This is a genomic window from Vibrio sp. 2033, assembly GCF_033339735.1.
Window position 1 is genome coordinate 29,948 of the sequence record NZ_JAWOVC010000020.1, and the last position, 24,170, is coordinate 54,117.

General features: G+C 45.0%; 25 protein-coding genes. 12 read left to right on the top strand and 13 right to left on the bottom strand.

The features are described from left to right. Positions 1–58: 58 nt before the first annotated feature. A complete protein-coding gene (gene gloB, locus R7P74_RS20380) occupies positions 59–817 on the bottom strand; it encodes a hydroxyacylglutathione hydrolase (RefSeq protein ID WP_213960699.1) in 759 nt (252 codons plus the stop codon). 37 nt (positions 818–854) lie between these two features. Between gloB and R7P74_RS20385 the strand changes: the two genes are divergently transcribed. Continuing rightward, positions 855–1,601, top strand: coding sequence for a class I SAM-dependent methyltransferase (locus R7P74_RS20385; protein ID WP_017636046.1), 747 nt, complete (start codon positions 855–857; stop codon positions 1,599–1,601). On the opposite strand, the gene rnhA is transcribed toward R7P74_RS20385, so the two are convergent. After that, positions 1,598–2,062, bottom strand: coding sequence for a ribonuclease HI (rnhA, locus tag R7P74_RS20390; RefSeq protein WP_005380384.1), 465 nt, complete (start codon positions 2,060–2,062; stop codon positions 1,598–1,600). The genes R7P74_RS20385 and rnhA overlap by 4 nt on opposite strands. Positions 2,063–2,121: 59 nt before the next feature. Here rnhA and dnaQ point away from each other — a divergent pair, with 59 nt between their 5' ends. The 5 genes from dnaQ to R7P74_RS20415 all read left to right on the top strand — a co-directional run bounded on the left by dnaQ (position 2,122) and on the right by R7P74_RS20415 (position 5,803). Continuing rightward, complete coding sequence (gene dnaQ, locus R7P74_RS20395; protein WP_005380385.1) at positions 2,122–2,844, top strand: DNA polymerase III subunit epsilon; 723 nt, start codon at positions 2,122–2,124, stop codon at positions 2,842–2,844. An 8-nt stretch (positions 2,845–2,852) separates the two neighbouring features. Next, a complete protein-coding gene (locus tag R7P74_RS20400) occupies positions 2,853–4,103 on the top strand; it encodes a TIGR03503 family protein (protein WP_176311132.1) in 1,251 nt (416 codons plus the stop codon). A 203-nt stretch (positions 4,104–4,306) separates the two neighbouring features. Beyond that, positions 4,307–4,864: a nucleotidyltransferase domain-containing protein gene (locus tag R7P74_RS20405; protein ID WP_053304069.1), complete on the top strand. Its 558-nt coding sequence runs from the start codon at positions 4,307–4,309 to the stop codon at positions 4,862–4,864. 51 nt (positions 4,865–4,915) lie between these two features. After that, entirely contained in the window at positions 4,916–5,308 is a 393-nt protein-coding gene (locus R7P74_RS20410; RefSeq protein WP_017633769.1) for a DUF1353 domain-containing protein, read from the top strand. A gap of 84 nt (positions 5,309–5,392) precedes the next feature. Beyond that, positions 5,393–5,803, top strand: a complete 411-nt coding sequence (locus R7P74_RS20415; protein WP_017633770.1) for a GNAT family N-acetyltransferase — start codon at positions 5,393–5,395, stop codon at positions 5,801–5,803. Positions 5,804–5,876: 73 nt separating this feature from the next. Here R7P74_RS20415 and R7P74_RS20420 read toward each other — a convergent pair whose 3' ends face one another. Both R7P74_RS20420 and fadE read right to left on the bottom strand, forming a co-directional pair. After that, entirely contained in the window at positions 5,877–7,652 is a 1,776-nt protein-coding gene (locus R7P74_RS20420) for a SulP family inorganic anion transporter (RefSeq protein WP_225474162.1), read from the bottom strand. Positions 7,653–7,854: 202 nt separating this feature from the next. Continuing rightward, positions 7,855–10,299 (bottom strand): acyl-CoA dehydrogenase FadE, encoded by a 2,445-nt coding sequence (gene fadE, locus R7P74_RS20425; protein WP_005385392.1) that lies wholly within the window; start codon positions 10,297–10,299, stop codon positions 7,855–7,857. Positions 10,300–10,675: 376 nt separating this feature from the next. On the opposite strand from fadE, the gene lpcA reads away from it, so the two are divergent. Together lpcA and R7P74_RS20435 are read left to right on the top strand one after the other, a co-directional pair. Beyond that, positions 10,676–11,251, top strand: coding sequence for a D-sedoheptulose 7-phosphate isomerase (lpcA, locus tag R7P74_RS20430; RefSeq protein ID WP_005380392.1), 576 nt, complete (start codon positions 10,676–10,678; stop codon positions 11,249–11,251). 50 nt (positions 11,252–11,301) lie between these two features. Next, complete coding sequence (locus tag R7P74_RS20435) at positions 11,302–12,147, top strand: class II glutamine amidotransferase (RefSeq protein WP_005380394.1); 846 nt, start codon at positions 11,302–11,304, stop codon at positions 12,145–12,147. Between the two features lie 389 nt (positions 12,148–12,536). On the opposite strand, the gene purN is transcribed toward R7P74_RS20435, so the two are convergent. Together purN and purM are read right to left on the bottom strand one after the other, a co-directional pair. Beyond that, on the bottom strand, positions 12,537–13,193 hold the full coding sequence (purN, locus tag R7P74_RS20440) for a phosphoribosylglycinamide formyltransferase (protein WP_262657466.1): 657 nt from the start codon (positions 13,191–13,193) through the stop codon (positions 12,537–12,539). Between the two features lie 151 nt (positions 13,194–13,344). Beyond that, on the bottom strand, positions 13,345–14,385 hold the full coding sequence (gene purM, locus R7P74_RS20445) for a phosphoribosylformylglycinamidine cyclo-ligase (RefSeq protein ID WP_005389861.1): 1,041 nt from the start codon (positions 14,383–14,385) through the stop codon (positions 13,345–13,347). A 179-nt stretch (positions 14,386–14,564) separates the two neighbouring features. Between purM and upp the strand changes: the two genes are divergently transcribed. Then, on the top strand, positions 14,565–15,191 hold the full coding sequence (gene upp, locus R7P74_RS20450) for a uracil phosphoribosyltransferase (RefSeq protein ID WP_005380401.1): 627 nt from the start codon (positions 14,565–14,567) through the stop codon (positions 15,189–15,191). Between the two features lie 116 nt (positions 15,192–15,307). On the opposite strand, the gene R7P74_RS20455 is transcribed toward upp, so the two are convergent. Beyond that, positions 15,308–16,561 carry a uracil-xanthine permease family protein gene (locus tag R7P74_RS20455; protein ID WP_318123132.1) on the bottom strand — a complete coding sequence of 418 codons (1,254 nt, stop codon included), beginning with the start codon at positions 16,559–16,561 and terminating at the stop codon, positions 15,308–15,310. Positions 16,562–16,926: 365 nt separating this feature from the next. Here R7P74_RS20455 and R7P74_RS20460 point away from each other — a divergent pair, with 365 nt between their 5' ends. After that, on the top strand, positions 16,927–18,135 hold the full coding sequence (locus R7P74_RS20460; RefSeq protein WP_262657468.1) for a DUF2066 domain-containing protein: 1,209 nt from the start codon (positions 16,927–16,929) through the stop codon (positions 18,133–18,135). A gap of 140 nt (positions 18,136–18,275) precedes the next feature. Here the strand turns inward: R7P74_RS20460 and R7P74_RS20465 are convergent, their stop codons facing one another. The 4 genes from R7P74_RS20465 to R7P74_RS20480 are packed head-to-tail and all read right to left on the bottom strand — an operon-like array spanning position 18,276 to position 21,127. After that, the gene (locus R7P74_RS20465) at positions 18,276–18,716 is read right to left on the bottom strand and encodes a DUF2069 domain-containing protein (protein WP_005380407.1); all 441 of its coding nucleotides are present in this window, start codon (positions 18,714–18,716) and stop codon (positions 18,276–18,278) included. A 22-nt stretch (positions 18,717–18,738) separates the two neighbouring features. Further along, positions 18,739–19,308: an NAD(P)H:quinone oxidoreductase gene (gene wrbA / locus R7P74_RS20470; RefSeq protein ID WP_114323535.1), complete on the bottom strand. Its 570-nt coding sequence runs from the start codon at positions 19,306–19,308 to the stop codon at positions 18,739–18,741. Then, positions 19,309–19,659, bottom strand: a complete 351-nt coding sequence (gene arsC / locus R7P74_RS20475) for an arsenate reductase (glutaredoxin) (RefSeq protein WP_005380410.1) — start codon at positions 19,657–19,659, stop codon at positions 19,309–19,311. Between the two features lie 16 nt (positions 19,660–19,675). After that, positions 19,676–21,127 carry a beta-barrel assembly-enhancing protease gene (locus R7P74_RS20480; RefSeq protein WP_005394337.1) on the bottom strand — a complete coding sequence of 484 codons (1,452 nt, stop codon included), beginning with the start codon at positions 21,125–21,127 and terminating at the stop codon, positions 19,676–19,678. Positions 21,128–21,384: 257 nt separating this feature from the next. Between R7P74_RS20480 and R7P74_RS20485 the strand changes: the two genes are divergently transcribed. Both R7P74_RS20485 and R7P74_RS20490 read left to right on the top strand, forming a co-directional pair. Further along, positions 21,385–21,621 carry a sulfurtransferase TusA family protein gene (locus R7P74_RS20485; protein WP_005380414.1) on the top strand — a complete coding sequence of 79 codons (237 nt, stop codon included), beginning with the start codon at positions 21,385–21,387 and terminating at the stop codon, positions 21,619–21,621. Between the two features lies 1 nt (position 21,622). Further along, the gene (locus tag R7P74_RS20490; protein WP_213876264.1) at positions 21,623–22,696 is read left to right on the top strand and encodes an AI-2E family transporter; all 1,074 of its coding nucleotides are present in this window, start codon (positions 21,623–21,625) and stop codon (positions 22,694–22,696) included. Positions 22,697–22,773: 77 nt separating this feature from the next. Here the strand turns inward: R7P74_RS20490 and bcp are convergent, their stop codons facing one another. Together bcp and R7P74_RS20500 are read right to left on the bottom strand one after the other, a co-directional pair. Then, on the bottom strand, positions 22,774–23,244 hold the full coding sequence (bcp, locus tag R7P74_RS20495; RefSeq protein ID WP_005380418.1) for a thioredoxin-dependent thiol peroxidase: 471 nt from the start codon (positions 23,242–23,244) through the stop codon (positions 22,774–22,776). A 16-nt stretch (positions 23,245–23,260) separates the two neighbouring features. Next, positions 23,261–23,803, bottom strand: coding sequence for a glycine cleavage system protein R (locus R7P74_RS20500; RefSeq protein WP_005380420.1), 543 nt, complete (start codon positions 23,801–23,803; stop codon positions 23,261–23,263). Between the last annotated feature and the right edge of the window lie 367 nt (positions 23,804–24,170).

Below are 24,170 nucleotides of genomic sequence, written 5' to 3' on the forward strand. Positions count from 1 at the left end.
CTCGAAAAATCAGTCCCTGATAATACTGGGGTCTTGCAAACTTACAAGCAGAAAATGGTTAAAATTCGTTCTTCCACTCGCGTAAAGCAGTAAAAACCGAGCATGGATCGCTATTTTTAATGCGACTAGCAACAGATTGAACCACGTCAGGGTTCGAGGTTCGCAAGAACGGATTAATCCACTTTTCTTTGCGTATTGTTGTTGGAAGTGTCGGAATGTTGAGTGCTCGCAGTCGGTTTACATCGTCGCGATATTGGCGAAGTTGCTCATTGTCAGGTTCAACCGCTAGAGCAAACGCCACGTTACTCGCGGTGTATTCATGCGCGCAGAAGACTTGAGTTTCTTCTGGTAGAGACGTTAGTTTGCTCAGTGATTCAAACATTTGCTCAGGCGTACCTTCAAAAACACGACCGCAGCCAGCAGAAAAGAGCACATCACCGCAAAACAGTTTTCCGTCCCCAACGTAACCGATATGGCCCAAAGTATGACCGGGTAACCCAAGTACTAAGAAAATCTCACCAAACAACTCTAGCTTGTCGCCTTCTTCCATTGGTGTCGTTAGGGTTGGAATTGGTTCTGATTTTGGGCCCACAACGGCGACGTTAGGAAATGCACGCACTAAGTCTGGAACGCCACCAATGTGATCGTTGTGGTGGTGCGTAATTAAAATCGCTTCTAAAGTTAATTCGTTAGCCTGCAGAAATTCTAATACTGGCTTCGCATCGCCCGGATCAACGACTGCGCAGCGCTTATCGCTATTTTGTATCAGCCAGATGTAATTATCATTAAATGCGGGTATGCTTTTGATCTCTAACACGATTCGTTCTCCGTCACCCATTTTAGTCAGGTGGTTAATGAAACCAGCACTCAGCAACAAAACTATACCACACCCGTCGACTTGGTCAGCAATGAACAACGGTCCGTGGGTGCTTGAGTCAATCCAGACCCGACTTGATGAATGGTGCCCGAAACTCTTCGGCTACCATATGCTCAAACTGGGCGGGTTGAGCTGTGAGCTAACCAGCTGTAATTGTAACATTCAACACCAAGTCAACGTAGATATCCAGAACCCGTTGCATAATGTGATTGCGGATGGTTACGAATTACCCTTTTTGGAAAAAAGCTTTGATGTTGTGATACTCGCTCATCAGCTCGACTATGCAAGCGATCCACACCGTTTGTTGCGTGAAGTCGATAGAGTGATGATGGATGATGGCTATGTAATTATTACTGGATTCAACCCATTAAGCTTGACTGGATTAGCGAGTTTGCTTCCATGGCGTAAACATAATTTGCCTTGGAGTGGACGAATGTTTACGTCGAACCGCATCAAAGATTGGTTAGGGTTACTTAATTATCAAGTGATTCATTGTGATCGTTATGCGCTGTTTCCGATGAAACGTTACCGTACGATGTGGACATGGTTGGAAAATAGTCTTGGTGATTGGGCATCACCCGCTGGGAGTTTGTATTACATAGTCGCGCGGAAACGGACATACCCTCTCAAGCCTATCAAACCGCATTGGCGCTTGAAGAAAAAGCTCACACCACTTGGGGTGATGAATCGAGAGGGTAACACTATGAGGAAAGAATCTCGCTAAGAGGGTTGGTAACCTGTATCTTCCTCAGTTGGGTTTTCTGCAGCAGTCCGGGCTAGCTCATCACACATTTCGTTCTCACGATGGCCCGCGTGGCCTTTTACCCAATGCCATTCAACTTGATGGCGTGCGGTTTCTTTGTCTAGAGCTTGCCATAAATCGGCATTCTTCACGGGTTTTTTATCCGCTGTTTTCCAACCACGCTTCTTCCAGTTATGGATCCACTGAGTAATACCTTGGCGCACATATTGGCTGTCAGTCGTTAAAGTGACTTTGCAAGGTTGTTTTAGCGTCTGCAGCGCGACGACAGCCGCCAACATTTCCATGCGGTTGTTGGTAGTTAACGTATAGCCTTTGGAAAGTGTCTTTTCTACGTCTTTGTAACGCAATACTATGCCGTAACCACCTGGTCCTGGGTTACCTAAACAAGAACCGTCAGTGAAAATCTCAACGTGTTTGGTCATATTTTTTGGTACTATTAGCCGAAACATTTAATAAAGCATAGTCTGACATACATAACCTTATGAATACCAGCAGCAATTCTGAATATAACCGCATTGTCGTTCTCGATACCGAAACCACAGGTATGAACCGCGAGGGTGGTCCTCACTACATGGGACACCGCATTATTGAAATCGGTGCCGTGGAGATCATCAACCGTAAGCTGACTGGTCGTCACTTCCACGTTTATTTAAAACCCGATCGTGAAATCCAACCAGAAGCGGTTGAAGTTCACGGTATTACGGATGAATTCTTGGTTGATAAACCGGAATACGCGAGCGTGCACCAAGAGTTTCTTGAGTTTATTAAAGGCGCAGAACTTGTTGCCCACAACGCGCCCTTCGATACCGGCTTTATGGATTACGAGTTTGGCATGCTCGATCCTAACATCGGCAAAACGGACGACTACTGCAAGGTGACCGACACCCTTGCAATGGCGAAGAAAATCTTCCCTGGTAAGCGAAACAACCTTGATATCTTATGTGAACGTTACGGTATTGATAACTCGCACCGTACACTCCACGGAGCTTTGCTCGATGCGGAGATTCTAGCCGACGTTTACCTCTTTATGACGGGTGGTCAAACGAGTCTAGAATTTAACGCGAATAAACAAGAGGGTGGAGTAGAAACCATTCGTCGTATTGAAGGAAGAAAAGCGCTAAAGGTTTTGCGCGCAAGTGCCGATGAACTAGAAGCTCACCAAAAAAGATTAGAGTTGGTGAACGACTGTATTTGGCATCAATAGGAGAAGCTATGTTGAGGGCTTTGTTGGTCGCGTTTTTAGCGATATGGAGTAGTCTCTCGAGTGCTGCGAGTGAATCTACAATGTCTTTGTTAGACAATCGCTTTCGAGTTGATCCAACCATCGAGCAGATCACGTTTTTGGTTTATCGTGAGCAAAGTTCTCAGCCAGTTGTTTTAGTCCGTCCTGACGGTAAAAAATACTATGCTTGGGGCTCTTACGACAATGTACGTTGGTATCAAGAAGCCTCACTCGATATTATTTCCGTTGATAACCCTATGCCAGGTCCATGGCAGGCTGTGGGGAAAGTTACGCCTAAAAATAACATCCGCTTAATTTCTCACCTAAAGCTCAGTACGGATCTGTTCCCAAACCGATTATATAATGGGGAAGCGCTTAAGTTTACAGCTCGCCTGACCTCCGACGGCAAACCTCTTGTACTGCGCGACTTCCTTGATCGCGTGAATCTGCGCGTGACATTTACCAAGTTTGTCGAAAATGAAGATGAGCTGATCAAAGAAGCACGTCCAGTGCCGATGGTTGTGGGTGAGTTTTCTGATGACGGCCGAGGCTTGGATGAAAAAGCAGGGGATGGTGTGTTTACGGTTCAGCTCCCAATAGACGTTGAGCCTGGTAAGTACCGCGCGCGCATCACGTCTGGCAATGGCGTATTCTTACGAGCGCAAGAACAAGTCATCTTGGTTTATCCGAACCCAATCTCTCGTACTTTTATTCAGGCTCGTAATTCCGATAAGCCACACCAATTAGTGGTGAGTGGCGAGCAAGGTATGATTGCACCAGGCTCTATAGCAGTCACAGTGAAAAAGGACGCTCCCGATGGTTTCATTAGTTACAGCCAAGGACAGGTCTCTAAAGATGGAATGAGAGTTACGTTGAACCTCAATAACGATTCTGAACTTGGTAAGTACGCCTGGCGCGGCGAGATCTTTGCCACTGATTTTGCAACCCAGCGCTCGTTGGCGTTTCCTATCCCAGAGCAAACCTTCAGTGTTGTTGATGAAGTTGATCTAGAAGCTGCTCGAATTGCAAAAGAAGCTGAATTAGCCGAGCAGCGTCGTATTGAAATGGAAAAGCAAATTATCGCTGAGCGAGAGGCTGAGCGTAAGCGCAGCATGATTATTATCGCGGTGGGTAATGTGATAATGCTGCTGATTGTGATCATTGCATGGATAGTCTGGCGCAAAATTAAAGCGAAGCGCGATGCCATGCCAGAGATGCAGTTAGAAGTGCCAAAGAAATAGTAGTAACACATAAAGCGAGAAACGGAGCCAATCGGCTCCGTTTTTTTCAGTTTAAGTTTGAGACAGAATTTGATATTTCTCATGGTCATTAATCATTTTATTTTAAAGTAACACCATGATTTAACGTTGATTAATCATAATAAAGCTCGCATGATACTGTTTACGTTTCGACTTTATTTTAGTGCGTATCGACGGAGTGAATTATGACAATTGGAGAGTTAGGACTAGAACATTTACCACGACAAAAGGCCTTGGTTGAGTCAGCTTATGATGCCTTTTGTTCTGAAAAAGACGTTGTTGCCGCGGTATTGCTTGGTTCATTGTCATCAGGACAAGGTGACCGTATTTCGGACGCTGATGTTGTTGTATTTACTCAAAACAACTTCCATAAAGCCTCAGAGCCTTGCTTTACCCAGTTTGAAGCTAATAAAGACATTTTTTATCGCCTTGAGGGAGAGCACAACGAAAATGCGTGTTTCAAAAAATACATTTTTAATGACCTAACCAGTGCAGAGATTCATTGTTTAGATCTCTGTGAGCCCTTCAAACTTTCTAAGCCATTTAAGACTTTATTTGATAAAGCTGATGTGATTGGGGGCATGGTTACTGATGAACCTGCGCCAAAGCATGAAGATTTCCCAGTTTATACCAGTGGTGATCAAGGACTGATCTGGGAACTCTTTGATTGTATTAAGTGGTTGAGCAGAGATAACCATGAGCTTGCTAAGTCCTATTTGAAAAAACTCTCTGAGAAACTCTAATTTGAGAGTCATCTCCGTTCCTCCCACTGAAGTTAGCTAGGCGGTTAGGTTATGAAATACAAAAAGCGTCAGAAGTATAAATACACTCTCCATTCTGAAGAAAAGATTGAGACTCACATTTCAGTGAGTAACGCGTATGACAGCCCTTTTCTTAGTTTGTCCAAACAAGGCGTGTTAACGATTAAAAAGGGCTATGCATGGGATGGAGCGAGTGGGCCAGCGTTAGACACAAAAAACATTATGAAAGCTTCTTTAGTGCATGATGCTCTTTACCAACTCATGAGGGAAGAGGTGTTGCCACAAAGTGCTCGAAAGCATGCGGATACGTTGTTGAGAGAAACATGTTTAGAAAAAGGAATGTCTAGCTTCAGAGCAACTTATATCTATTATGGCGTCAGAGTTGTCGGTGGCTTCTTTTCTAGACCTGATACTTTGTGTGCTTAATGGGAACATCTTTCCAACGTCTAACTGTTTATTTATACAGTTTAGTTATGTAAGCTCCAAGGTGATACAAAGGAGTAGTACATAATGACAATAAGATATGAAGAGCATGTGCCAAGCCCGAAAGAATACTGTGATATGCGTGTCAAAGCCGGGCTATCACCCAAATCGTTGAAAGCTGCTGAAATTGGTCTACCCAATTCGTTATATGGCGTATCTGTTCGGGATGAAGGAAAGCTCATTGCAATGGGTCGGGTTGTTGGTGACGGGGCGTGTAACTTCGAAATTGTCGACGTTGCCGTTGATTCTGATTATCAAGGTAACGGTTTAGGTAGAAAAGTCATGGAATACATCGACGGTTATCTTTCTTCTGTTGCACTTGAAGGCTCTTACGTTTCTATGATTGCTGATGAACCGGTCTTTTACGAAAAGCTTGGTTATAGGCTGGTGGCTCCTAAAAGCCAAGGGATGACAAAAAAGTTTAAGCCAAAGGCATAACACGTATTCAGCTGTGAAGATAAGCACTAGAAAACAGGAGTTTAATTTCCTGTTTTCTATATTAAATTTCTATTTAAGCCACTTCTGGAATTGGTTTGGGTGGCTGCTCTAAATCAGGCTCTTTTTGAACAGTAGGAATTTGTCCCTCACCCACAGCACTGATGTAACAGCCACTAAGTTTAATGGCAAGGTACATATCAGCTCGCAGTAAGATGCCTCCTTCACTGGTGCTGATACCAGTAAGCTCACACCATTGACGAAGACATCGTTTCCTTCCTGCTAGGATTAAGCGTACGCCTCTCTTTTTCAAAGTATTGTGAATATCTGCCAGTGTTGCCATCACACTGAGATCCAAGTGAGTAAAGCTCGACACGGCGTCGATGACAACGCAACTTGCGTCTTTGTGATGCTCTGCCTGCTCTAACACTCTACGTTTAAAGTAAGGAGCATTGAAGTAAGTTAGCGGTGAGTTAAAGCGGTAAATCACCATTCCAGGAATAGGCGAAGCTTTTCCTGAGTCGTCGATTGTCCGAATGGTACCTTTTTCATCCAAGCCAAGTAGCTGATCACTCGGTCGCATGACAATCCGTAAAAATTGAAACAGCCCTAACAGTACCGCCAAAGTGATCCCCGGTATTACACCCACGATCAACACAGAAATAAAAGTAATGATGGCCAGATAAAATGCATCTTTGTCACGAGATTTTAATTTCCAAATTGCTTTAAGATCGAGCAGCGATAGGGACGCAATGATCAATACAACACCAAGTGAAGCGATAGGGATGAACTGTAAAGGCTCGTAAATAAATACCGCAATAATGGCAATGGTGATTGCGGCGACAATCGAAACTAATTGAGATTTACCGCCATTTGCATCATTGACGGCTGTGCGTGAGTCAGCGCCGCTTATTGCGAAACCTTGTGAAAACGCTGAGGCAATGTTGGCAAAACCCAACGCCTGAAACTCTTTATTTGCATCAATATCATAACCGTTTTTAGCCGCGAAACTGCGGGCGGTGAGCATCATGCTAACAAAACTGACAATCGCAAGGTTGAGCGCCGGGACTACTAGTTCACGAACTTCACCTAGCTCAAATTCCGGTGTTTGAAACTGAGGGAAGCCACCTTGAGTGAGTCCGACAACCGATACGCCCATCTCTTGTAAATGGAAAAACCAAACTGACGCAGTAGTTACGAGGATCGCCAGCATGGCAGCAGGCCAAGTTGGTCGGTAGCGTTTGGTGAGCAAATAAACGACAACTGTCACGATACTCAGAGTTACAGTAGGCCAATGAAGATCGGTTAATCGTTGTGGAGCTTCCCATAAACGTTCCAGTAAATAACGTTGCTCGTATTTCAAACCGACTACTTTCGCAAACTGACCAACGATAATTGTGAGAGCAACACCGTTGAGTAGACCCAAAAGAATCGGGCGAGAAAGGAAATCTGCAAATACTCCTAGCTTGAAACGACTTGCCAGTACACACCAAATCCCCGTCATCGCTGTCATGGTCATAACCAACTGCCAATGTTTTGTGGGGTCACCTGCGGCAAGTGGTGTCACAACAGCAGCGATCACTGCACAGGTTGCTGCATCGGGTCCGACAATGAGTTGTCGAGATGTGCCCATCATGGCGTAAACCAACATTGGCAGTACGCACGAATACAGACCGACAATTGCGGATACACCAGTTAACTGTGCATAAGCTATGGCAACTGGCAGTGCAACCGCGACAACAGAAAAGGCGGCTCTAAAGTCGTTAACAAACCATTCTTTTTGATAATGCTTAAGCTGAACAAGCCCTGGGAACCACTGTGCGAGTAATATTTTAGCCAACGGATTTACCATATATGTGAGTGAGTTACTTAAAGTATACACCGCTTAGTTGGAACGTCTGTGAGTTAGTTATCACTGGAAATCGGGGAAAAGATTGGAGTGCGAGGATTTTATTGCGCAGGGGGGCTTTGTAGTGTGAGGTGTTATGAATCCGATTCTGGAAGCAATAAAAAACGGGAGCTGATACTCCCGTTTGTGGTCTCAGATTCTAGAGTTACGCGACACTATCCATCTGAGGGTATAGCGGCTTTGCGGCAAGCAGTTCCGGCTCAAAATCGTCAACGTTGATTGTATCTAGACGATGCTGTTCCGCTTCTCTGAGTAGATCGGCTTCTTCTTGCGTGATAAAGCCTTGCTCTAGCCCTTCCTGAGCAATCATATCCAAACGTAAGAATGGGCGACGCTTACCCTGCGCTTTACATACTTTGTCAAACACAGGCTCGGCTTGAAGAATGACTGATAGTGCAAGCTCAATCTTACCTGCTGCGTTGTGCTCGGTTGGTTCAAGGTATTGACCGCGACCAATGCGTGAGCGCGTTGCACTTGGCGTTTGTAGAATGCGTGCCACTTTACTGTCTAGTTTATCGCTTGGTGCTTTGCGTACGCGACCAAATGGCATGATTAATACGCGTAGCGCACGGCCAATTACTTTGTTCGGGAAGTTTGCTAAGAATTCATCTACTGCCACTTCAGCTTGTTTCAAACTGTCTTGTAGACCCCAGTGTACTAATGGTAAATCTTCGACTGGGCGGCCATCTTGCTCAAAGCGTTTCAACGTCGCAGAGCTCAAATATAGCTGGCTTAGAATGTCACCAAGACGCGCTGATAGACGCTCTTTACGCTTCAAAGAGCCACCTAGCACTGCCATTGAGATATCCGATAGCAGAGCAAGGTTTGCACTGTAACGGTTCAATTGTTGGTAGTAACGCTTGGTTGCATCTTTGGTTGGTGATGAAGAGCCCAGACCGTCGCTCAAACCAAACCAGATACTGCGCACTAGGTTACTCATTGTAAAGCTCACGTGACCAGCAAGCGCTTTATCAAATTTCTCGACAGCATTACTTGCTTCAGAATACGCCGCGTTCATTTCTTCAAGAACGTACGGATGGCAACGGATTGCGCCTTGGCCAAAGATGATCATTGAGCGTGTTAGAATGTTAGCACCCTCAACCGTTACCGCGATTGGCGCACCTTGGTAACCACGAGCTAGGAAGTTAGAAGGTCCCATACAGATACCTTTACCGCCTACGATGTCCATTGCATCGATGATGCTTTGCTGGCCGCGGTGCGTACAGTGATACTTCACGATAGCTGAGATTACTGAAGGCTTTTCACCTAAGTCGATACCCGCAACGGTTAAGTTGCTTGCTGCATCCATCACGTAAGCATTACCACCCAAGCGTGCTAATGGTTCTTCAACTCCTTCCATATGACCGATCGGCTGTTTGAACTGACGGCGAATACGTGAGTAAGCACCGGTTGCCATTGCCGCAGTTTTGATGCCACCTGTTGAGTTTGAAGGTAGTGTGATACCACGTCCAACCGACAGACACTCAACCAGCATACGCCAACCTTGGCCCGCCATTTTTTCGCCACCGATAATGAAATCGATAGGAACAAAGATGTCTTTACCGCGCGTTGGACCATTTTGGAATGGCACATTGAGTGGGAAGTGTCGGTTACCAATCTCAACACCTTTGACATCAGTTGGAATAAGCGCACAAGTGATGCCAAGATCTTCTTTGTCACCAAGTAAACCTTCAGGGTCGCGAAGTTTAAATGCTAAGCCTAGTACGGTTGCGACTGGCGCTAGGGTGATGTAGCGCTTGTTCCAAGTCAGGCGCATACCCAGTACTTCTTTTCCTTCCCATTCGCCTTTGCAGACCACACCGTAATCTGGAATAGAGCCTGCGTCAGAACCCGCTTCTGGGCTCGTTAAGGCGAAACAAGGGATTTCCTTACCTTCAGCTAAACGCGGTAAGTAATGATTTTTTTGATCTTCAGTACCGTAGTGTTGCAGTAGTTCACCAGGGCCTAAAGAGTTAGGAACACCAACGGTAGACGATAGAACGCCAGAAACACCCGTTAATTTTTGTAGCACCAAAGATTGCGCGTATGCTGAGAATTCCAGACCACCGTACTTTTTCTTAATGATCATGGCGAAGAACTTATGATCTTTCAGGTATTGCCAAACTTCTGGCGGTAAGTCCGCGAGTTCATGGGTCACTTGGAAATCACTCACCATGGCGCACACTTCATTCACGGGGCCGTCTAAAAAGGCTTGTTCTTCCGCACTTAACTTAGGTGCTTGAATCGCGTGTAGCTTTTGCCACTCTGGTTTGCCTTTAAATAGTTCGGCTTCCCACCAGACGGTACCTGCGTCTAACGCTTCTTTTTCGGTTTGAGACATAGCTGGCAGCACTTTCTTGAAAAGCACTAACGCTTTACGGCTAATTAAAGACTGACGTACGCCAGGAACCGCGAGCACAGCTGCGGCGAGAACGTAAATAGCCCAACCAATAACGCCGACAGTACCTGCTACTGTAAGAGCCAGCATGGCCGCGGTGAGTAAGCTAATAGATTTCACGAGAGACATGCGGTGGTAGAGCGTAATGCCTAGCACGATCGCCATCGTGATGATTGAGAGCAAGATGTCCATATATATTTTCCTTTTCAGACTTTATAAGTTTTGTACGTCTGTATGTTAGGTAAGAGGTCTAACCAGTTGGTTTAAGTGTAATCAAAACATTAAGGAAATGTAAAACATAAGATTGGATAAAAAGTGATCTAAGTAGAGTTAAAATTCTAAAGTTGAGATTTGAGTGATGGTTTCATGAGCAAGTTGACAAGTTTATTACCATCACTAATCTAAATCTGTTGGTTCACTATCGACACTAATTCTCGTTTGTGGGTAAACTCAGAGTAATCAAACCCGAGTTCCGGTTTATGAAATGTCCGATACCAAATTGGTATCAGAACAATTTGCTCAGTGAGTCAAGAGCTGACTGAAGCCGAAATAATAAAGAGAACGTCTTATGTACCATGATCTGATTAGAAGTGAATTAAACGAAGCTGCTGAAGTGCTCAACAAATTTTTAAGCGATGACCATAACATTGCGCAAATCGAAGCAGCGGCGAAAATGATTGCTGACTCATTCAAGCAAGATGGTAAAGTATTGTCGTGTGGTAACGGTGGTTCTCACTGTGATTCAATGCACTTTGCCGAAGAGCTAACAGGCCGTTACCGAGAAAATCGTCCTGGCTATGCTGGTATTGCTATTTCAGATCCAAGCCACCTTTCTTGTGTGAGTAATGACTTTGGTTATGACTTCGTGTTTTCACGCTATGTAGAAGCGGTTGGTCGAAAAGGTGACGTACTGTTTGGTCTGTCGACTTCAGGTAACTCAGGTAACATCCTGAAAGCGATTGAAGCAGCACAAGCGAAAGGCATGAAGACGATTGCGCTAACAGGTAAAGATGGCGGCAAAATGGCAGGCCTTGCAGATATTGAAATCCGCGTGCCACACTTTGGTTATGCAGACCGCATTCAGGAAATTCATATTAAGATTATTCATATCATCATTCAGTTGATCGAAAAAGAGATGGAATAATCGTTTACGGCCACCGTTTCGAGCTGTGTTGTTAGGGAGTTTTTTAAACCATGTGTGAATTGCTCGGTATGAGCGCTAATGTTCCAACGGATATTTGTTTCAGTTTTACTGGGCTCATGCAGCGTGGAGGTCGAACCGGCCCACACCGTGACGGATGGGGGATCACCTTCTACGAAGGGAAGGGCTTTCGAACCTTCAAAGATCCCAAGCCAAGTTGTGAGTCTAAAATAGCAGAGTTGGTACAAAATTATCCCATCAAAAGTCGTGCGGTCGTTAGTCATATCCGACAGGCGAATCGTGGTGGTGTTAATTTAGAAAATACTCATCCCTTTACACGTGAGCTGTGGGGTAGGTATTGGACGTTTGCGCATAACGGTCAGCTCTCTGGCTACCAAGACTTGCATACAGGTCGACATCGACCTGTCGGTGAGACAGATAGTGAACTGGCATTTTGCTGGTTATTGAAGCAAATGGAAGATCGATATCCTGAGCCACCAAAGGATATGGAGTCGGTATTCTTATATGTTGCTAAATGTTGTGATGAGCTAAGAGAGAAGGGTGTATTTAACATGCTTCTGAGTGATGGTGAGTATGTAATGACGTATTGCACCAATCATTTGTATTGGATCACAAGACGCGCACCGTTTGGAAAAGCTGCTTTGCTTGATGAAGATGTGGAAATTAACTTCCAAGAAGAAACAACGCCACACGATATCGTTTCTGTGATCGCAACTCAACCTTTGACGGGCAACGAAGCTTGGCAGCGTATGAAACCTGGCGAATACGGCTTGTTTCACCTAGGTGAACTAGTCAAAAATAATGCCTCTGAGCTGGTAAATGTGCCGTTTGCGGCGGCTAAGCCGGGCAATCAAGCGCCAACCGAACCGTTAGAGTGATGGTCTCTTACTCTGAATATAAAAATAAAGCTCGCTTAATCGCGAGCTTTATTTTTATGCGTTTTAAACCGAGGGCGGATACGGATGAGCATTCTTACTTTCTAGAGTGCTGGTAGTAGAGTCCTAGTCTCGCTAAGGCTTGCTGTAAAGACGTAACTGATAGAAATTTCTCATAAAACACCTCGTCAGTCTGAACGGTGAAGAACAAACCAGATTCAGAATCTACTTTCCGAGTGTTATGTTACTCAAGTGGTTATGGGATTTTTTAGAATGTTGGGTTTTAGGTTTCTAGTCTCACCATGGTTTTCTTGAATCAAGTTTATAAGTATTAAAACAACCAAGAGCAGCCCTCAGGCTGCTCTTTTGTGCTTGGAGTTTATTATTCAGGGCTACTCATCTGAGGCGTACCCATGTACGCCAAGCTCTGCGCCATCTAAATAGGCTTTACCATCCTTCATGATCAACCGCTCGTCTACCAGCCACTTAGCCACCATAGGGTAGATTCGGTGCTCCTGCGCCTGAACACGTGCCGCAAGTACACTAGCATCATCGTCTTCGAACACAGGAACTTTTGCTTGCAGTATGACAGGGCCACCATCAAGCTCGTCCGTTACAAAGTGCACACTCGTACCATGTTCTTTATCGCCAGCATCAATTGCTCTCTGGTGTGTGTGTAGCCCAGGATATTTTGGTAGAAGAGAAGGGTGGATATTGATCATCTTACCCATGTAATGAGAAACAAATGCGCTGCTCAGAATGCGCATGTAACCAGCAAGAATAATCACGTCTGGTTGGTATTCATCTATTTGACTCATTAGCTCTGCATCAAAGCTTTCACGCGAGCTGAATGCTTTAGGGTCGACAAAGTGACCGTCCACATCAAACTTTTTTGCACGTTCTAAACCAAAAGCATCTGCTTTGTTAGAGAACACGGCTGCCACTCGTGCGTTTGGCATGCTGTCTTCGCAAGCTTCTAAGATAGCTTGCAGGTTACTTCCGTTACCCGAGATGAGGACCACAATGTTTTTTAGGGTATGGTTTTTCATGATGTCGAGAGCGCCTTGGTATTGTAGGTTGGAGTTATGTAGCTTCTAAATTACCTACTAATAGAATGGTTTTTAGTGTTCTAGATAGCAAAATGAGGACCTAGTCATCTAGTGCCCTCATTCTTCTTATCTTTTGAGCTCGATTTGCAAATTATTGGATTTCAACTTGCTCTTCGTTCGCGTCTGCTTGTGCGATTTGACCAATCACCCACGCGTTTTCGCCTTCTTCTTTAAGAAGAGCAACTGCTGCATCTGCCTGGTCTTTCGGTAGTGCGACGATTAGACCTACACCACAGTTGAATGTGCGGTACATTTCGTGTGTGTCGACGTTGCCTTTCTCTTGTAGCCACTTGAAGATAACTGGCCATTCCCAACTGTTACCATCGATAACTGCTTTCGTGCCTTCAGGCAGTACGCGTGGGATGTTTTCCCAGAAACCACCACCAGTGATATGAGAAATCGCATGGATGTCGTGTTTCTCAATCATCTTAAGTGCTGACTTGATGTAAATTTTTGTTGGTTCTAGTAGGTGCTCACCAATAGTGCGGCCTGCTAGCTCTTCGCTCTTATCTGCACCAGATACTTCTAGGATCTTACGGATAAGGGAGTAACCGTTTGAGTGTGGGCCGCTTGAGCCAACAGCGATAAGTGCATCACCAGCAGCGACTTTCGTGCCGTCAATCACGTCTTCTTTTTCTACTACGCCAACACAGAAACCAGCTACGTCGTAGTCTTCGCCTTCATACATGCCCGGCATCTCCGCAGTTTCGCCACCAATTAGGGCACAACCTGCTTGAACACACCCTTCTGCGATACCTGAAACAACATCCGCTGCGGTATCAACGTCTAGTTTGCCTGTTGCGTAGTAATCTAGGAAAAACAGTGGCTCTGCGCCTTGCACGATAAGATCATTTACACACATTGCCACTAGGTCGATGCCAATCGTGTCGTGCTTGTTCATATCCAGTGCTAGGCGAAGTTTTGTGCCAACGCCATCAGTACCAGAAACCAGTACAGGTTGTTTGTATTTAGTTGGCAATTCGCATAGCGCGCCAAAACCACCGATACCACCCATAACTTCAGGGCGACGAGTGCGTTTTACCGCACCCTTAATACGATCCACAAGCGCGTTGCCTGCATCAATATCTACACCAGCGTCTTTATAGCTAAGAGAAGAGTTGTTACCACTCACAGGGAAGTCCTCGGTATTAAGTTGGATATGAAAACGGCGCTATTCTAACAGTGCTTAAACATAGATAGCAAACGTTTGCGTCTGTTTTTTTCTTTAGTGATTTATCCTGATATCCCTGTGAAAATCATGTATAATCTGAAGGTTTGTTTAAATATTGCCAACTATAGCCGGAGATGGACATGAAAGTTGTTGAAGTAAAGCACCCTCTAGTAAAACATAAAATTGGTCTAATGAGAGAAGGTGACATCAGCACAAAACGTTTTCGTGAGTTAGCGACTGAGGTCGGTAGCCTACTTACTTACGAAGCAACGTCAGACTTTGAAACAGAAAAAGTGACCATTGATGGTTGGAACGGTCCGGTAGAAGTAGACCAGATTAAAGGTAAAAAAGTAACCGTAGTGCCAATCCTACGTGCAGGTCTAGGCATGATGGATGGAGTTCTTGAGCACATGCCAAGCGCACGTATCAGTGTTGTGGGTATTTACCGTGATGAAGAAACGCTTGAGCCAGTTCCTTACTTCAACAAGCTTGCTTCAAACATCGAGGAGCGTATTGCGCTTGTTGTTGACCCAATGCTTGCAACAGGTGGTTCTATGATTGCTACTATCGATCTCCTAAAAGAGAAAGGTTGTAACCAAATCAAAGTGCTGGTACTTGTTGCTGCACCAGAAGGTATTGAAGCGCTAGAAAAAGCACACCCAGATGTTGAGCTATACACTGCGGCAATCGATGAGAAGCTTAATGACAAAGGCTACATCGTTCCGGGTCTAGGCGATGCAGGTGATAAGATCTTCGGTACTAAGTAATTCTTTGATGTATTACTATGACTGAACAGAAAAAGGCTTGGTGAAAACCAAGCCTTTTTTGTATCTACAAGAGGAGAAAAGTAAGACACGCCACCTAATAAAGCGGCGAAGACGTACTATTTCGCGCTTTCTTCTTCCATTTGTGCGTTATCCACAACGTGGTTTTCACCTAAATCGTTTGGTAGCACAAGGTTAAGAATAATTGCCACGATACCGCATAGGCTCACACCTTGTAGACTGAACTCACCAATACCGAAAGCCATACCACCAATGCCAAACACAAGGGTTACGGCAACAATCACTAGATTACGAGACTTATGTAAATCAACGTTATTCTTGATCAGTGTGTTGAGGCCTACCGTTGCGATAGAGCCGAACAGCAGAATCATGATGCCGCCCATGACAGGAACTGGAATCGTTTGAAGAACCGCACCTAGCTTACCTACCAATGCAAGTACGATTGCGGTGATTGCTGCCCAAGTCATGATCACAGGGTTAAATGCTTTGGTTAGCATTACCGCTCCTGTTACTTCACTGTAAGTGGTGTTTGGTGGAGCACCCACCATCGAAGCCGCGATAGTTGCCACCCCGTCACCTGCGATTGTGCGGTGAAGGCCTGGTTTTTTCAGGTAGTTTTTACCTGTAACGTTTGAGATAGCAAGCATGTCACCTACGTGCTCAACCGCAGGTGCGATAGCGACAGGAATCATGAACAAAATTGCGTTGATATTGAACTCTGGCGCGGTGAAGTTTGGCATGGCTAGCCAAGCCGCTTGTTCTACGGGAGTGAAATCAACCACACCGTAGAATAGAGAAACAGAGTAACCAGCAAGAATACCACCAACAATAGGAACGAGCTTCAAAAAGCCTTTTGCAAAAACGCTAAGTACAATGGTTGTGAGCAGTGAGACCGTCGAGATAATGATCGCAGCATCACCATTAACTAGCTGTGCTGCTCCATCACCAGTTTTACCTACTGCCATGTTCACTGCTGTTGGGGCAAGGCCAAGGCCGATAACCATGATCACAGGGCCAACGACAACAGGCGGGAGAATTTTATGGATAAATCCAACACCGCGCACTTTGATCATCGCCCCTAGAGCCACATAAACTAAGCCAGCTGCCATCAAGCCGCCCATCGTTGCACCGATACCCCAAGTTTGGATACCGAACATAATAGGAGCAATAAACGCAAAAGAAGAGGCAAGGAAGATGGGAACAGAACGTTTAGTCATTAATTGGAAGAAGAGGGTACCGACACCGGCACCAAAGAGGGCTACGTTTGGATCAAGGCCAGTTAGGAGCGGCACAAGCACCAAAGCACCAAAAGCGACAAAGAGCATTTGAGCGCCTTGTAACGCGTTTTTCATAATAATTCCCTATTTTCAAGATACGCAGACAAATCCGGCGAATACTATCATCCTGCAATCGTTTGCAATGTTGCATAGATCAAACTTTCGATTGAATTTTTCCCATAAATAGCACTTTTGAGAGTTGCTTGCTTGCAAATTGTCCTCTTTTACGTGTCTTGCGTGAAGATGAAAAATGGACAGCCTAACTTGTTGAGATAGCTTAATAAGCAATGAGTTTATTATAAAAAATAGCACTGAAGTGCTGGTTGAGGCCCGAGTTAACAAAGCTGGTCATAATACAGACAATTTACTCAGTACCTACCTTGCTCAAGATTTGATAGTTGCTTATTATTCGGGTTCTTGTTCAGAGGATTATAAAAACTATGCGCTATTTAGCTCTCTTACTGATAGGTTGGTTGTCCCTACCAGTATATGCATTAACTCAGGTGGATATCTATCGTGCCGAAGTGGTTATCGACAGTGAGCAGAACGACGGTGAGTCTTTGGCTCGTCAACAAGGTATGCAGGATGTGATTGTTCGAGCGACCGGTTCTCAATCCTCTTTAAGCAATCCAGTGATTAAAAAGGCACTCAGCTCAAGTGCGCGTTACATTTCTCAACTGAGCTATGGGCAGGTTGATGGAAAAGCGAGCCTAAAAATGTTGTTTAACAACGACCAAATCAGCTCTCTTTTAACACAAGCACAATTGCCATCTTGGTCGCCAAATCGTGCCAATATTTTAGTTTGGATGGTTGAAGAACGGGGTTACGATCGTAACATTGCGTGGGAACATTCTGAATCTTCAAATGTTGCAGCACTTCGTAGCGCAGCGAAATTAAGAGGCCTACCAATCACTATCCCGGTTGGGGATTTTGATGATGTGACCGGTGTTAATGTCTCTGATCTTTGGGGCGGCTTTATTGAGCCAATTGGTCAAGCCAGCCAGCGCTACCCAGCTGACGCCGTTTTGGTTGTACGAGCTCAAGGTGAACAAATTCGTTGGACACTCTACGACCAGTCGCCAACGAGCATTGTAGAAGCGCAACGTTCTCCGCGTAGCGGGTCTGCATCAGGTGCTAATGCTATTGCAGAAATGGTGGATGGCATCGCAGACTACTATGCAAGTAAGAGTGCAGTTGTGGTTTCAGGAAAGTCTTCAAAAGCGCTAGCAGTGAAAGTCCTTAATGTAACCTCTGCAACGGACTTCTTCCGTTTAGAGAATGCGTTAAAACAACTTAATTCGGTTGCGGGTACAGAGATTAAGCGTGTTCAAGGGGACGAGTTAACGCTCAACATCCACCTTTTGGCATCACAACAAGCTTTTGAGAAAGAAGCTTCTTCTATTTCTCAATTAATGGTTTTTGAAGATCCTTTAGGTGAAGTTGATGCCCCAGCTTCAACTCAAGAAGAAGAGCCATTGGTTCAGAGTAATGAAGCAAAAGACGCCGCGACGCCAAAAGAAGCGCAGCCTGAAGTACCAGTAGATATTGTGGCAGAAGCAAGTGACGAAACACAGCCAACTCAGCCGATGATTGTGGAGCCTGTCCGAGAACAGTATGACTTGATCTACGAGTGGCGCTCGGCATCGTAATCTCCTTGGTAGCGTTCCAGGCGTGAAACGCAAGGATCAAAGACCAATGTGGTAAGCATAAAAAAGAGTCGCAATAGCGACTCTTTTTGTTTTCTAAATTCGTATTCGAACCAATGATCAGTGATTGACTGCAATTGGCGTTATTTATTGAATTTCGCTTTTTCTTCTTTTTCTACTTGAGAGAGGCGTTTCAACTTAAGACCTAGCTCTTTGCCTCTCGCTCTAGCAAACAAAATATTGCCAGCGAAACCGAGTGAAGTCAGTATCAGTTCCACTGCCGCAAGCCAGCGTTCACCCCCATCCACATAAAGGATGGTCAGCGCATGCAAGAAATACAGCATAAGAACAAAGTTAGCCCAAGCATGAGTGTAAGGCTTACCAGCTAAAATACCAGGTAACGGAAGTAGTAGCGGAATACACCAAGCAATAGCAAGTGTTGTGCTGCTGAGGTGAGGGTGAGGGGATAACGCAAGCTGCCAAATAGCGACCCAGGCTAATAAGGCTAAGTTGCCAAATAAAGCCAGGTAACGATAGGTTTTAGCCTGTGTACCGAGTGGTGTTTGGTCTAAAGAGTCAGACATCGATTAACTATCCTTGATTTTACTAACAGACTTTTAGTTTTAACGCTGCAGTTGCCAGCCTTTTGCCTAATTGTTGTGCCAGGCGAATCTCTTCACCGCTTAGGGTTGCCTCATGGCCTACACTGCTGGCGCCATACGGAGTGCCGCCGGACTGCGTAGTGTGTAACTCTGGCTCGGAATAAGGAATGCCCAAAACCATCATCCCGTGATGCAATAAAGGGGTCATCATGCTTTGTAACGTTGTTTCTTGACCACCATGCATCGAGGACGAAGAGGTAAAGACACAAGCAGGCTTATCGATTAAGTCACCACTGACCCATAAAGATGTAGTCTGATCCCAGAAGTGCTTTAAAGGCGCAGCCATGTTGCCAAACCAGACGGGACTGCCAAACGCTAGACCGTCGCACGTTTTCAGTTCCTCTAGAGTAACAATTGGATCAGAAGGGGAGTGTGAGTGAGGTGACAATTCTTCAACTGTACGCAAAATTGCTTGGCATTGAGGAGTCGATTCGACTCCTCTTGCTATTTGTCTTGCCAGTTGTTTTGTCGAGCCATGACGGCTGAAATACAAAATAAGGATCTGGCAATCCATTTATAAAATATCCAACACTTGCTCTGGTGGGCGACCAATTTTTGCTTTGCCGTTAGCAACGACAACCGGACGCTCAAACAACTTTGGATTTTTCGCCATAGCTTCGAATAATTGCTCATCGCTGACGGAGTCTTCGCCTAAGCCAAGCTCTTTATATTCACTTTCTTTAGTGCGCATCATTTCACGTACAGATGAAAAGCCAAGCTGGGCGTACAGCGCTTTTAGTTCATCCACGTTAAGTGGTGTGTCTAGGTATTTGACGACTTCCGGTGTAACACCATTTTGCTCAAGTAGTTCAAGTGTTTGACGGCTCTTTGAGCAACGAGGGTTGTGATAAATCACGACTGACATGGTTTTCTCCATTTCGTTATTGTAATGCCATGAATCGATCTCTTTGGATCATGAGTTGGTCGATACGGGCATCGTATCGCGCTTGCTCTAAGCTGCCCAACTTGGCCATTTTACTTGCTTCACTATAATATTGAATCGCTTTATTCCAATTTGCTCGCAATGCCAAAATTTCCGCTCGAGCAGCCAATTCTTCATCGCTACGCCCTAGCGCGTGGTAGCTCTTCGATATTAGGTGCCAGCCATTTGTATCTTCAGGATAGTCATGAGTGTACCTTTGAAGAACTCGCGTGGCTTGATCGTTTTTATTGTCCTCAAGTAGCGCATTGGCGTAGTTAATGGTTAATACTTTATTTTGAGGGTTACGAGATAACGCTTTACGGAGCATCTCGGTCGCTTTTTCTGGCTGCTTCTTCTCGATATATAAATCCGTCATAGCGTCCAAGTAAAACGGGTTACTTGGGTCTTGTTCCAGTAACTTTTTCAAAATTGGTTCCGCTTGAGATAGGCGTTTATTGTCTAAATGCACGAGTGCTCGACCATAATCAAAAGCAGGTGTAATGTCCGCAGAGGCTTTCTTTTGGGTTCTCTCAAACCAGCTCAGGGCGGCTTGTCCATCAATGCCAGCGTAACGAGCCACAATGCGCGCGCGAGCTAGATGATAGTCTATTGAAGGCACAACACGCATTGGAGGATAGGTTCTTGCTCGCGCACGGCTATCGGTAATTCGATCTTCAGGCAGAGGGTGAGTCAGGAGCATTGGTGGCGGTTTACTTGCATAACGATACTCATCAGCAAGACGGCCAAAAAACCTTGGCATTGCTTGAACATCAAAACCGGCTTTTGCTAGTGTCGAAATACCAAAGCGATCCGCTTCTTTTTCATTCGCGCGAGTGTAGTTGATTTGACTTTGCATGTTGCCCGCGGTTGCTGCTGTAATTGCAGCCATCCCCGCTTCGGGTGAGGCAATTGAAAGCAGTAGTGCCCCCGCAAGTGCGGCTAATGTGGCCGGAGAGCGGCGTGCTTGTTCTTCCATACTCCGAGCAAGGTGACGTTGTGTGACGTGCGCTATCTCGTGAGCGACAACAGAGGCCAGCTCACTTTCTGAACGAGCATGAAGAAACAACCCAGAATGCAGCGCTACATAGCCACCAAAAAACGCGAATGCGTTGATATTACGGTCGCGAATCATAAAGAAGTGGAACGGCGTTTTTACATCATTCGCATTGGCCACTAATTTGTGCCCAAGAGAGTCAATATATTCATTGATGACAGGGTCATTAACGATAGGTTTACTGGCTCTGAGCATACGCATATAGGCGTCGCCATAAATCAACTCTTGGTCTATTGAAAGCGTGCCACCAGCAGCTGTGCCAATGTCTGGCAAGTCAATGCTATTGGCATAAGTTGTCGGCGAACTGATGGCAGCAGCAAGACATAAGCAAACTAGCGAGCGAGTGCGTTTTAACATACGTTTAAAAGGTTCTCCAAAATACATAAGCATGTGGTTACAGGTCGAGAGCCTATTAACAGCGCCACATACGTTTTGGTTATCCGTGAGGATATAAGCTAACAGTAAGACCGGAAATAAATGAATTGGTTTCGTAAATTATTTTATATCCGAGCTATTTCAGCATGTGGTTAAATCATGTCAGAAGTGCTAGCACCAGCTCAAAAAGCCGTTACAATACAACCCTATCATAAGTGCAGAGCAATACAATGGAATCCATGTTACTTGATTTGCGTGAGCAACGTTGTCCTATGGCACTGTTACTTGCAAAGCGTCATGCTGCTGAGGTCTTTCAAGGAGAAGCAAAGCAGTATCATCAACTTGTCATTCAAGTGGTGGACAACAGCTCTAAACGAGACATTGTGAACTATCTTAGTGCCCAAGGGTACTCAGTTGATTGCCAATCTACATCAGAGCACTACACATTGACTGTCTTCAATAAGGAATCCGCATAAGATGTTTGAAATGGTTAGTCGTTGGTATAAACGACGTTTCTCTGACCCTCACGCAGTAAGTCTCGTCGCGATCTTGCTGTTTGGCTTTATCACCATTTACTTCTTTGGACACTTGATTGCGCCATTACTTGTCGCGATCGTTTTGGCTTATCTACTTGAATGGCCAGTTGTCAAAATGTGTCGTATGGGCGTGCCGCGCACTTTGTCGGTTATTATCGTGATCTTGGTCTTTGTCGGGTTAATGTTAATTGCGTTGTTTGGCTTGGTTCCGACGATTTGGACTCAGGTCGGTAATCTAATTAACGATATTCCTAACATGTACAACGGGCTACAAAAGTTTATTGTCACATTGCCAGAGCGCCACCCTGAACTAGCCAATTTAGAAATAGTAGAAACCGTGGTGACGAACGCCAAAAACCAAGCATTGGGGCTGGGTGAAAGTGTCGTCAAAGGGTCGCTTGCTTCATTAGTTAGCATTGCAACGCTAGCGGTATATTTGATCTTAGTGCCACTTCTGATCTTCTTTTTGCTTAAAGACAAAGAAGAAATGCTGCGAATCGCAAGCGGTATTCTGCCGAAAAACCGTAAATTGGCGAATAAAGTTTGGCATGAAATGAACGAGCAGATATCAAATTACATTCGCGGTAAAGTGTTAGAGATTTTAATCGTGGGCGGTGTGAGCTACGTGACTTTTGCCCTTTTAGATCTTCGTTACTCGGCGTTGCTTGCCGTAGCCGTTGGTCTGTCGGTTTTGATTCCTTATATCGGTGCGGCGGCTGTTACTGTACCTGTTGCTATCGTTGGTTTGTTCCAATGGGGTTTAACGCCTCCGTTTTATTGGTTGTTGCTTGCTTACGGTATTATCCAGGCGCTTGATGGTAACGTCTTGGTTCCTGTTCTGTTTTCCGAGGCAGTAAACTTACACCCAGTTGCTATCATTGTGGCTGTATTAGTCTTTGGTGGGCTCTGGGGCTTTTGGGGGGTGTTCTTCGCCATTCCTTTAGCGACATTAGTCAAAGCCGTATGGCATGCATTACCAAGCACGGAAGAAAACGAAACTGTCGAACAAGAGTAGTTGTTACCAAAGGTACGATGGTTAAAAGAAAGCCCAGCAGTTTGCTGGGCTTTTTGTTTGTAGAAAAACAATAGCGTTTAAGCGTTTTCGTTTAAGTAGTTTAATACGACTTCGTGGTGATCTTTGGTTTTGAACTTGTTGAACACATGTTCGATCACGCCTTCTTCATTGATCAGAAAGCTAATGCGGTGAAGACCGTCGTATACTTTGCCCATGAATTTCTTTTCGCCCCAAACGCCGAACTGGTCTGCAACGGCATGGTCTTCATCAGAAAGCAGAGTGAAGTTTAAATCATCGCGCTCGATGAACTTGCCTAGGCGCTTTACAGGGTCGATGCTTACGCCGAGTACTACCACGTTATGTGCATCGAGTTCAGCTTTAATGTCACGAAGGCCTTTTGCTTGTGTAGTACAACCCGGCGTCATCGCCTTAGGGTAAAAGTAGAAAAGTACTTTCTTGCCTTTAAAGTCTTCAAGAGAAACGGTATTTCCGTCTTGGTCGAGCAAAGAGAAGGCTGGCGCTGGCGAGCCTGCTGTCAGCGTATTCATTTTGATTTCCTTTACTTTATAGTGTGTTTTTAATGAAATTCAGAGAACCTTGTACGTTGAGCGACTTACAAAGTTCATCGAAGTCTTCTTGTAACTGCATCAAATTAAAATCCGCGCTTACAGATGCAGTAATCGCAATGTGAAACTGGTCAGAATCGAGTTGAATTTTCGACTTGCTGATGGTTTGCGCACTAAGAGAGTCTAAACCAATCTGCTGATCAGCGAAGAACTTAGTAAATTTTTCAGTTAACCCAGGGCGGTCTTCAGACTCAATAAACACTTCCATGGTGTAGCTGTTATCGAGCAGTTCGTGCGCCGCTGTGCGTTTCATGATCGTAATAAGGTCATGTTCTTGGCCAAGCAGGGGCAATTGCGTTTCAACTCGAGTCACGCTGCTGGCGTTCCCAGTCAGGAGCATGATCAGCGTAAATTCGCTGCCAAAGATAGCGATACGGCTATCGACTATGTTACAACCAGCTTGAGTAACGAGCTGTACGACTTGGTTACAAATGCCTGGACGGTCCGTTCCAACTGCTGTAAGTACCAGATGTTGCTTCATAAATGAGCTTCTTGTCCTTTCTTCAATAGAGAGATGTTAGCACAGATATTGCGAAGAAATATCGAGCCAGTTCTTTTTTAGTCTATAAAAAGCAGGAGGATGTTGAGGGGAGCGGTGGGAAATAAACAGTAAATGCAGGCTACAGGATAAACAAAACGTTTGCATGATGTGCTTGCCTATTGTCTGGCCGTTTTATTCACTTAGATCTGACTTGGCTAACAAGACCAAAGAGTATATTTTCCTTGCTTGTGCTCTTCAGTATTTTCCAAATCACTGATAGATTCTAAAGTCACTCGAAAGCCCAACACGATTATCAATATTGCCGTTAATCAAACCAAATAGAGCAATTAAGTTGCTAGACCTCTAA

Coding starts and splice junctions, on each gene's coding strand:
- R7P74_RS20385 (WP_017636046.1), top strand. CDS start 855: ATGAAACCAGCACTCAGCAACAAAACTATACCACACCCGTCGACTTGG.
- rnhA (WP_005380384.1), bottom strand. CDS start 2,062: ATGACCAAACACGTTGAGATTTTCACTGACGGTTCTTGTTTAGGTAAC.
- dnaQ (WP_005380385.1), top strand. CDS start 2,122: ATGAATACCAGCAGCAATTCTGAATATAACCGCATTGTCGTTCTCGAT.
- R7P74_RS20400 (WP_176311132.1), top strand. CDS start 2,853: ATGTTGAGGGCTTTGTTGGTCGCGTTTTTAGCGATATGGAGTAGTCTC.
- R7P74_RS20405 (WP_053304069.1), top strand. CDS start 4,307: ATGACAATTGGAGAGTTAGGACTAGAACATTTACCACGACAAAAGGCC.
- R7P74_RS20410 (WP_017633769.1), top strand. CDS start 4,916: ATGAAATACAAAAAGCGTCAGAAGTATAAATACACTCTCCATTCTGAA.
- R7P74_RS20415 (WP_017633770.1), top strand. CDS start 5,393: ATGACAATAAGATATGAAGAGCATGTGCCAAGCCCGAAAGAATACTGT.
- R7P74_RS20420 (WP_225474162.1), bottom strand. CDS start 7,652: ATGGTAAATCCGTTGGCTAAAATATTACTCGCACAGTGGTTCCCAGGG.
- fadE (WP_005385392.1), bottom strand. CDS start 10,299: ATGGACATCTTGCTCTCAATCATCACGATGGCGATCGTGCTAGGCATT.
- lpcA (WP_005380392.1), top strand. CDS start 10,676: ATGTACCATGATCTGATTAGAAGTGAATTAAACGAAGCTGCTGAAGTG.
- R7P74_RS20435 (WP_005380394.1), top strand. CDS start 11,302: ATGTGTGAATTGCTCGGTATGAGCGCTAATGTTCCAACGGATATTTGT.
- purN (WP_262657466.1), bottom strand. CDS start 13,193: ATGAAAAACCATACCCTAAAAAACATTGTGGTCCTCATCTCGGGTAAC.
- upp (WP_005380401.1), top strand. CDS start 14,565: ATGAAAGTTGTTGAAGTAAAGCACCCTCTAGTAAAACATAAAATTGGT.
- R7P74_RS20455 (WP_318123132.1), bottom strand. CDS start 16,561: ATGAAAAACGCGTTACAAGGCGCTCAAATGCTCTTTGTCGCTTTTGGT.
- R7P74_RS20460 (WP_262657468.1), top strand. CDS start 16,927: ATGCGCTATTTAGCTCTCTTACTGATAGGTTGGTTGTCCCTACCAGTA.
- R7P74_RS20465 (WP_005380407.1), bottom strand. CDS start 18,716: ATGTCTGACTCTTTAGACCAAACACCACTCGGTACACAGGCTAAAACC.
- wrbA (WP_114323535.1), bottom strand. CDS start 19,308: ATGGATTGCCAGATCCTTATTTTGTATTTCAGCCGTCATGGCTCGACA.
- arsC (WP_005380410.1), bottom strand. CDS start 19,659: ATGTCAGTCGTGATTTATCACAACCCTCGTTGCTCAAAGAGCCGTCAA.
- R7P74_RS20480 (WP_005394337.1), bottom strand. CDS start 21,127: ATGTTAAAACGCACTCGCTCGCTAGTTTGCTTATGTCTTGCTGCTGCC.
- R7P74_RS20485 (WP_005380414.1), top strand. CDS start 21,385: ATGTTACTTGATTTGCGTGAGCAACGTTGTCCTATGGCACTGTTACTT.
- R7P74_RS20490 (WP_213876264.1), top strand. CDS start 21,623: ATGTTTGAAATGGTTAGTCGTTGGTATAAACGACGTTTCTCTGACCCT.
- bcp (WP_005380418.1), bottom strand. CDS start 23,244: ATGAATACGCTGACAGCAGGCTCGCCAGCGCCAGCCTTCTCTTTGCTC.
- R7P74_RS20500 (WP_005380420.1), bottom strand. CDS start 23,803: ATGAAGCAACATCTGGTACTTACAGCAGTTGGAACGGACCGTCCAGGC.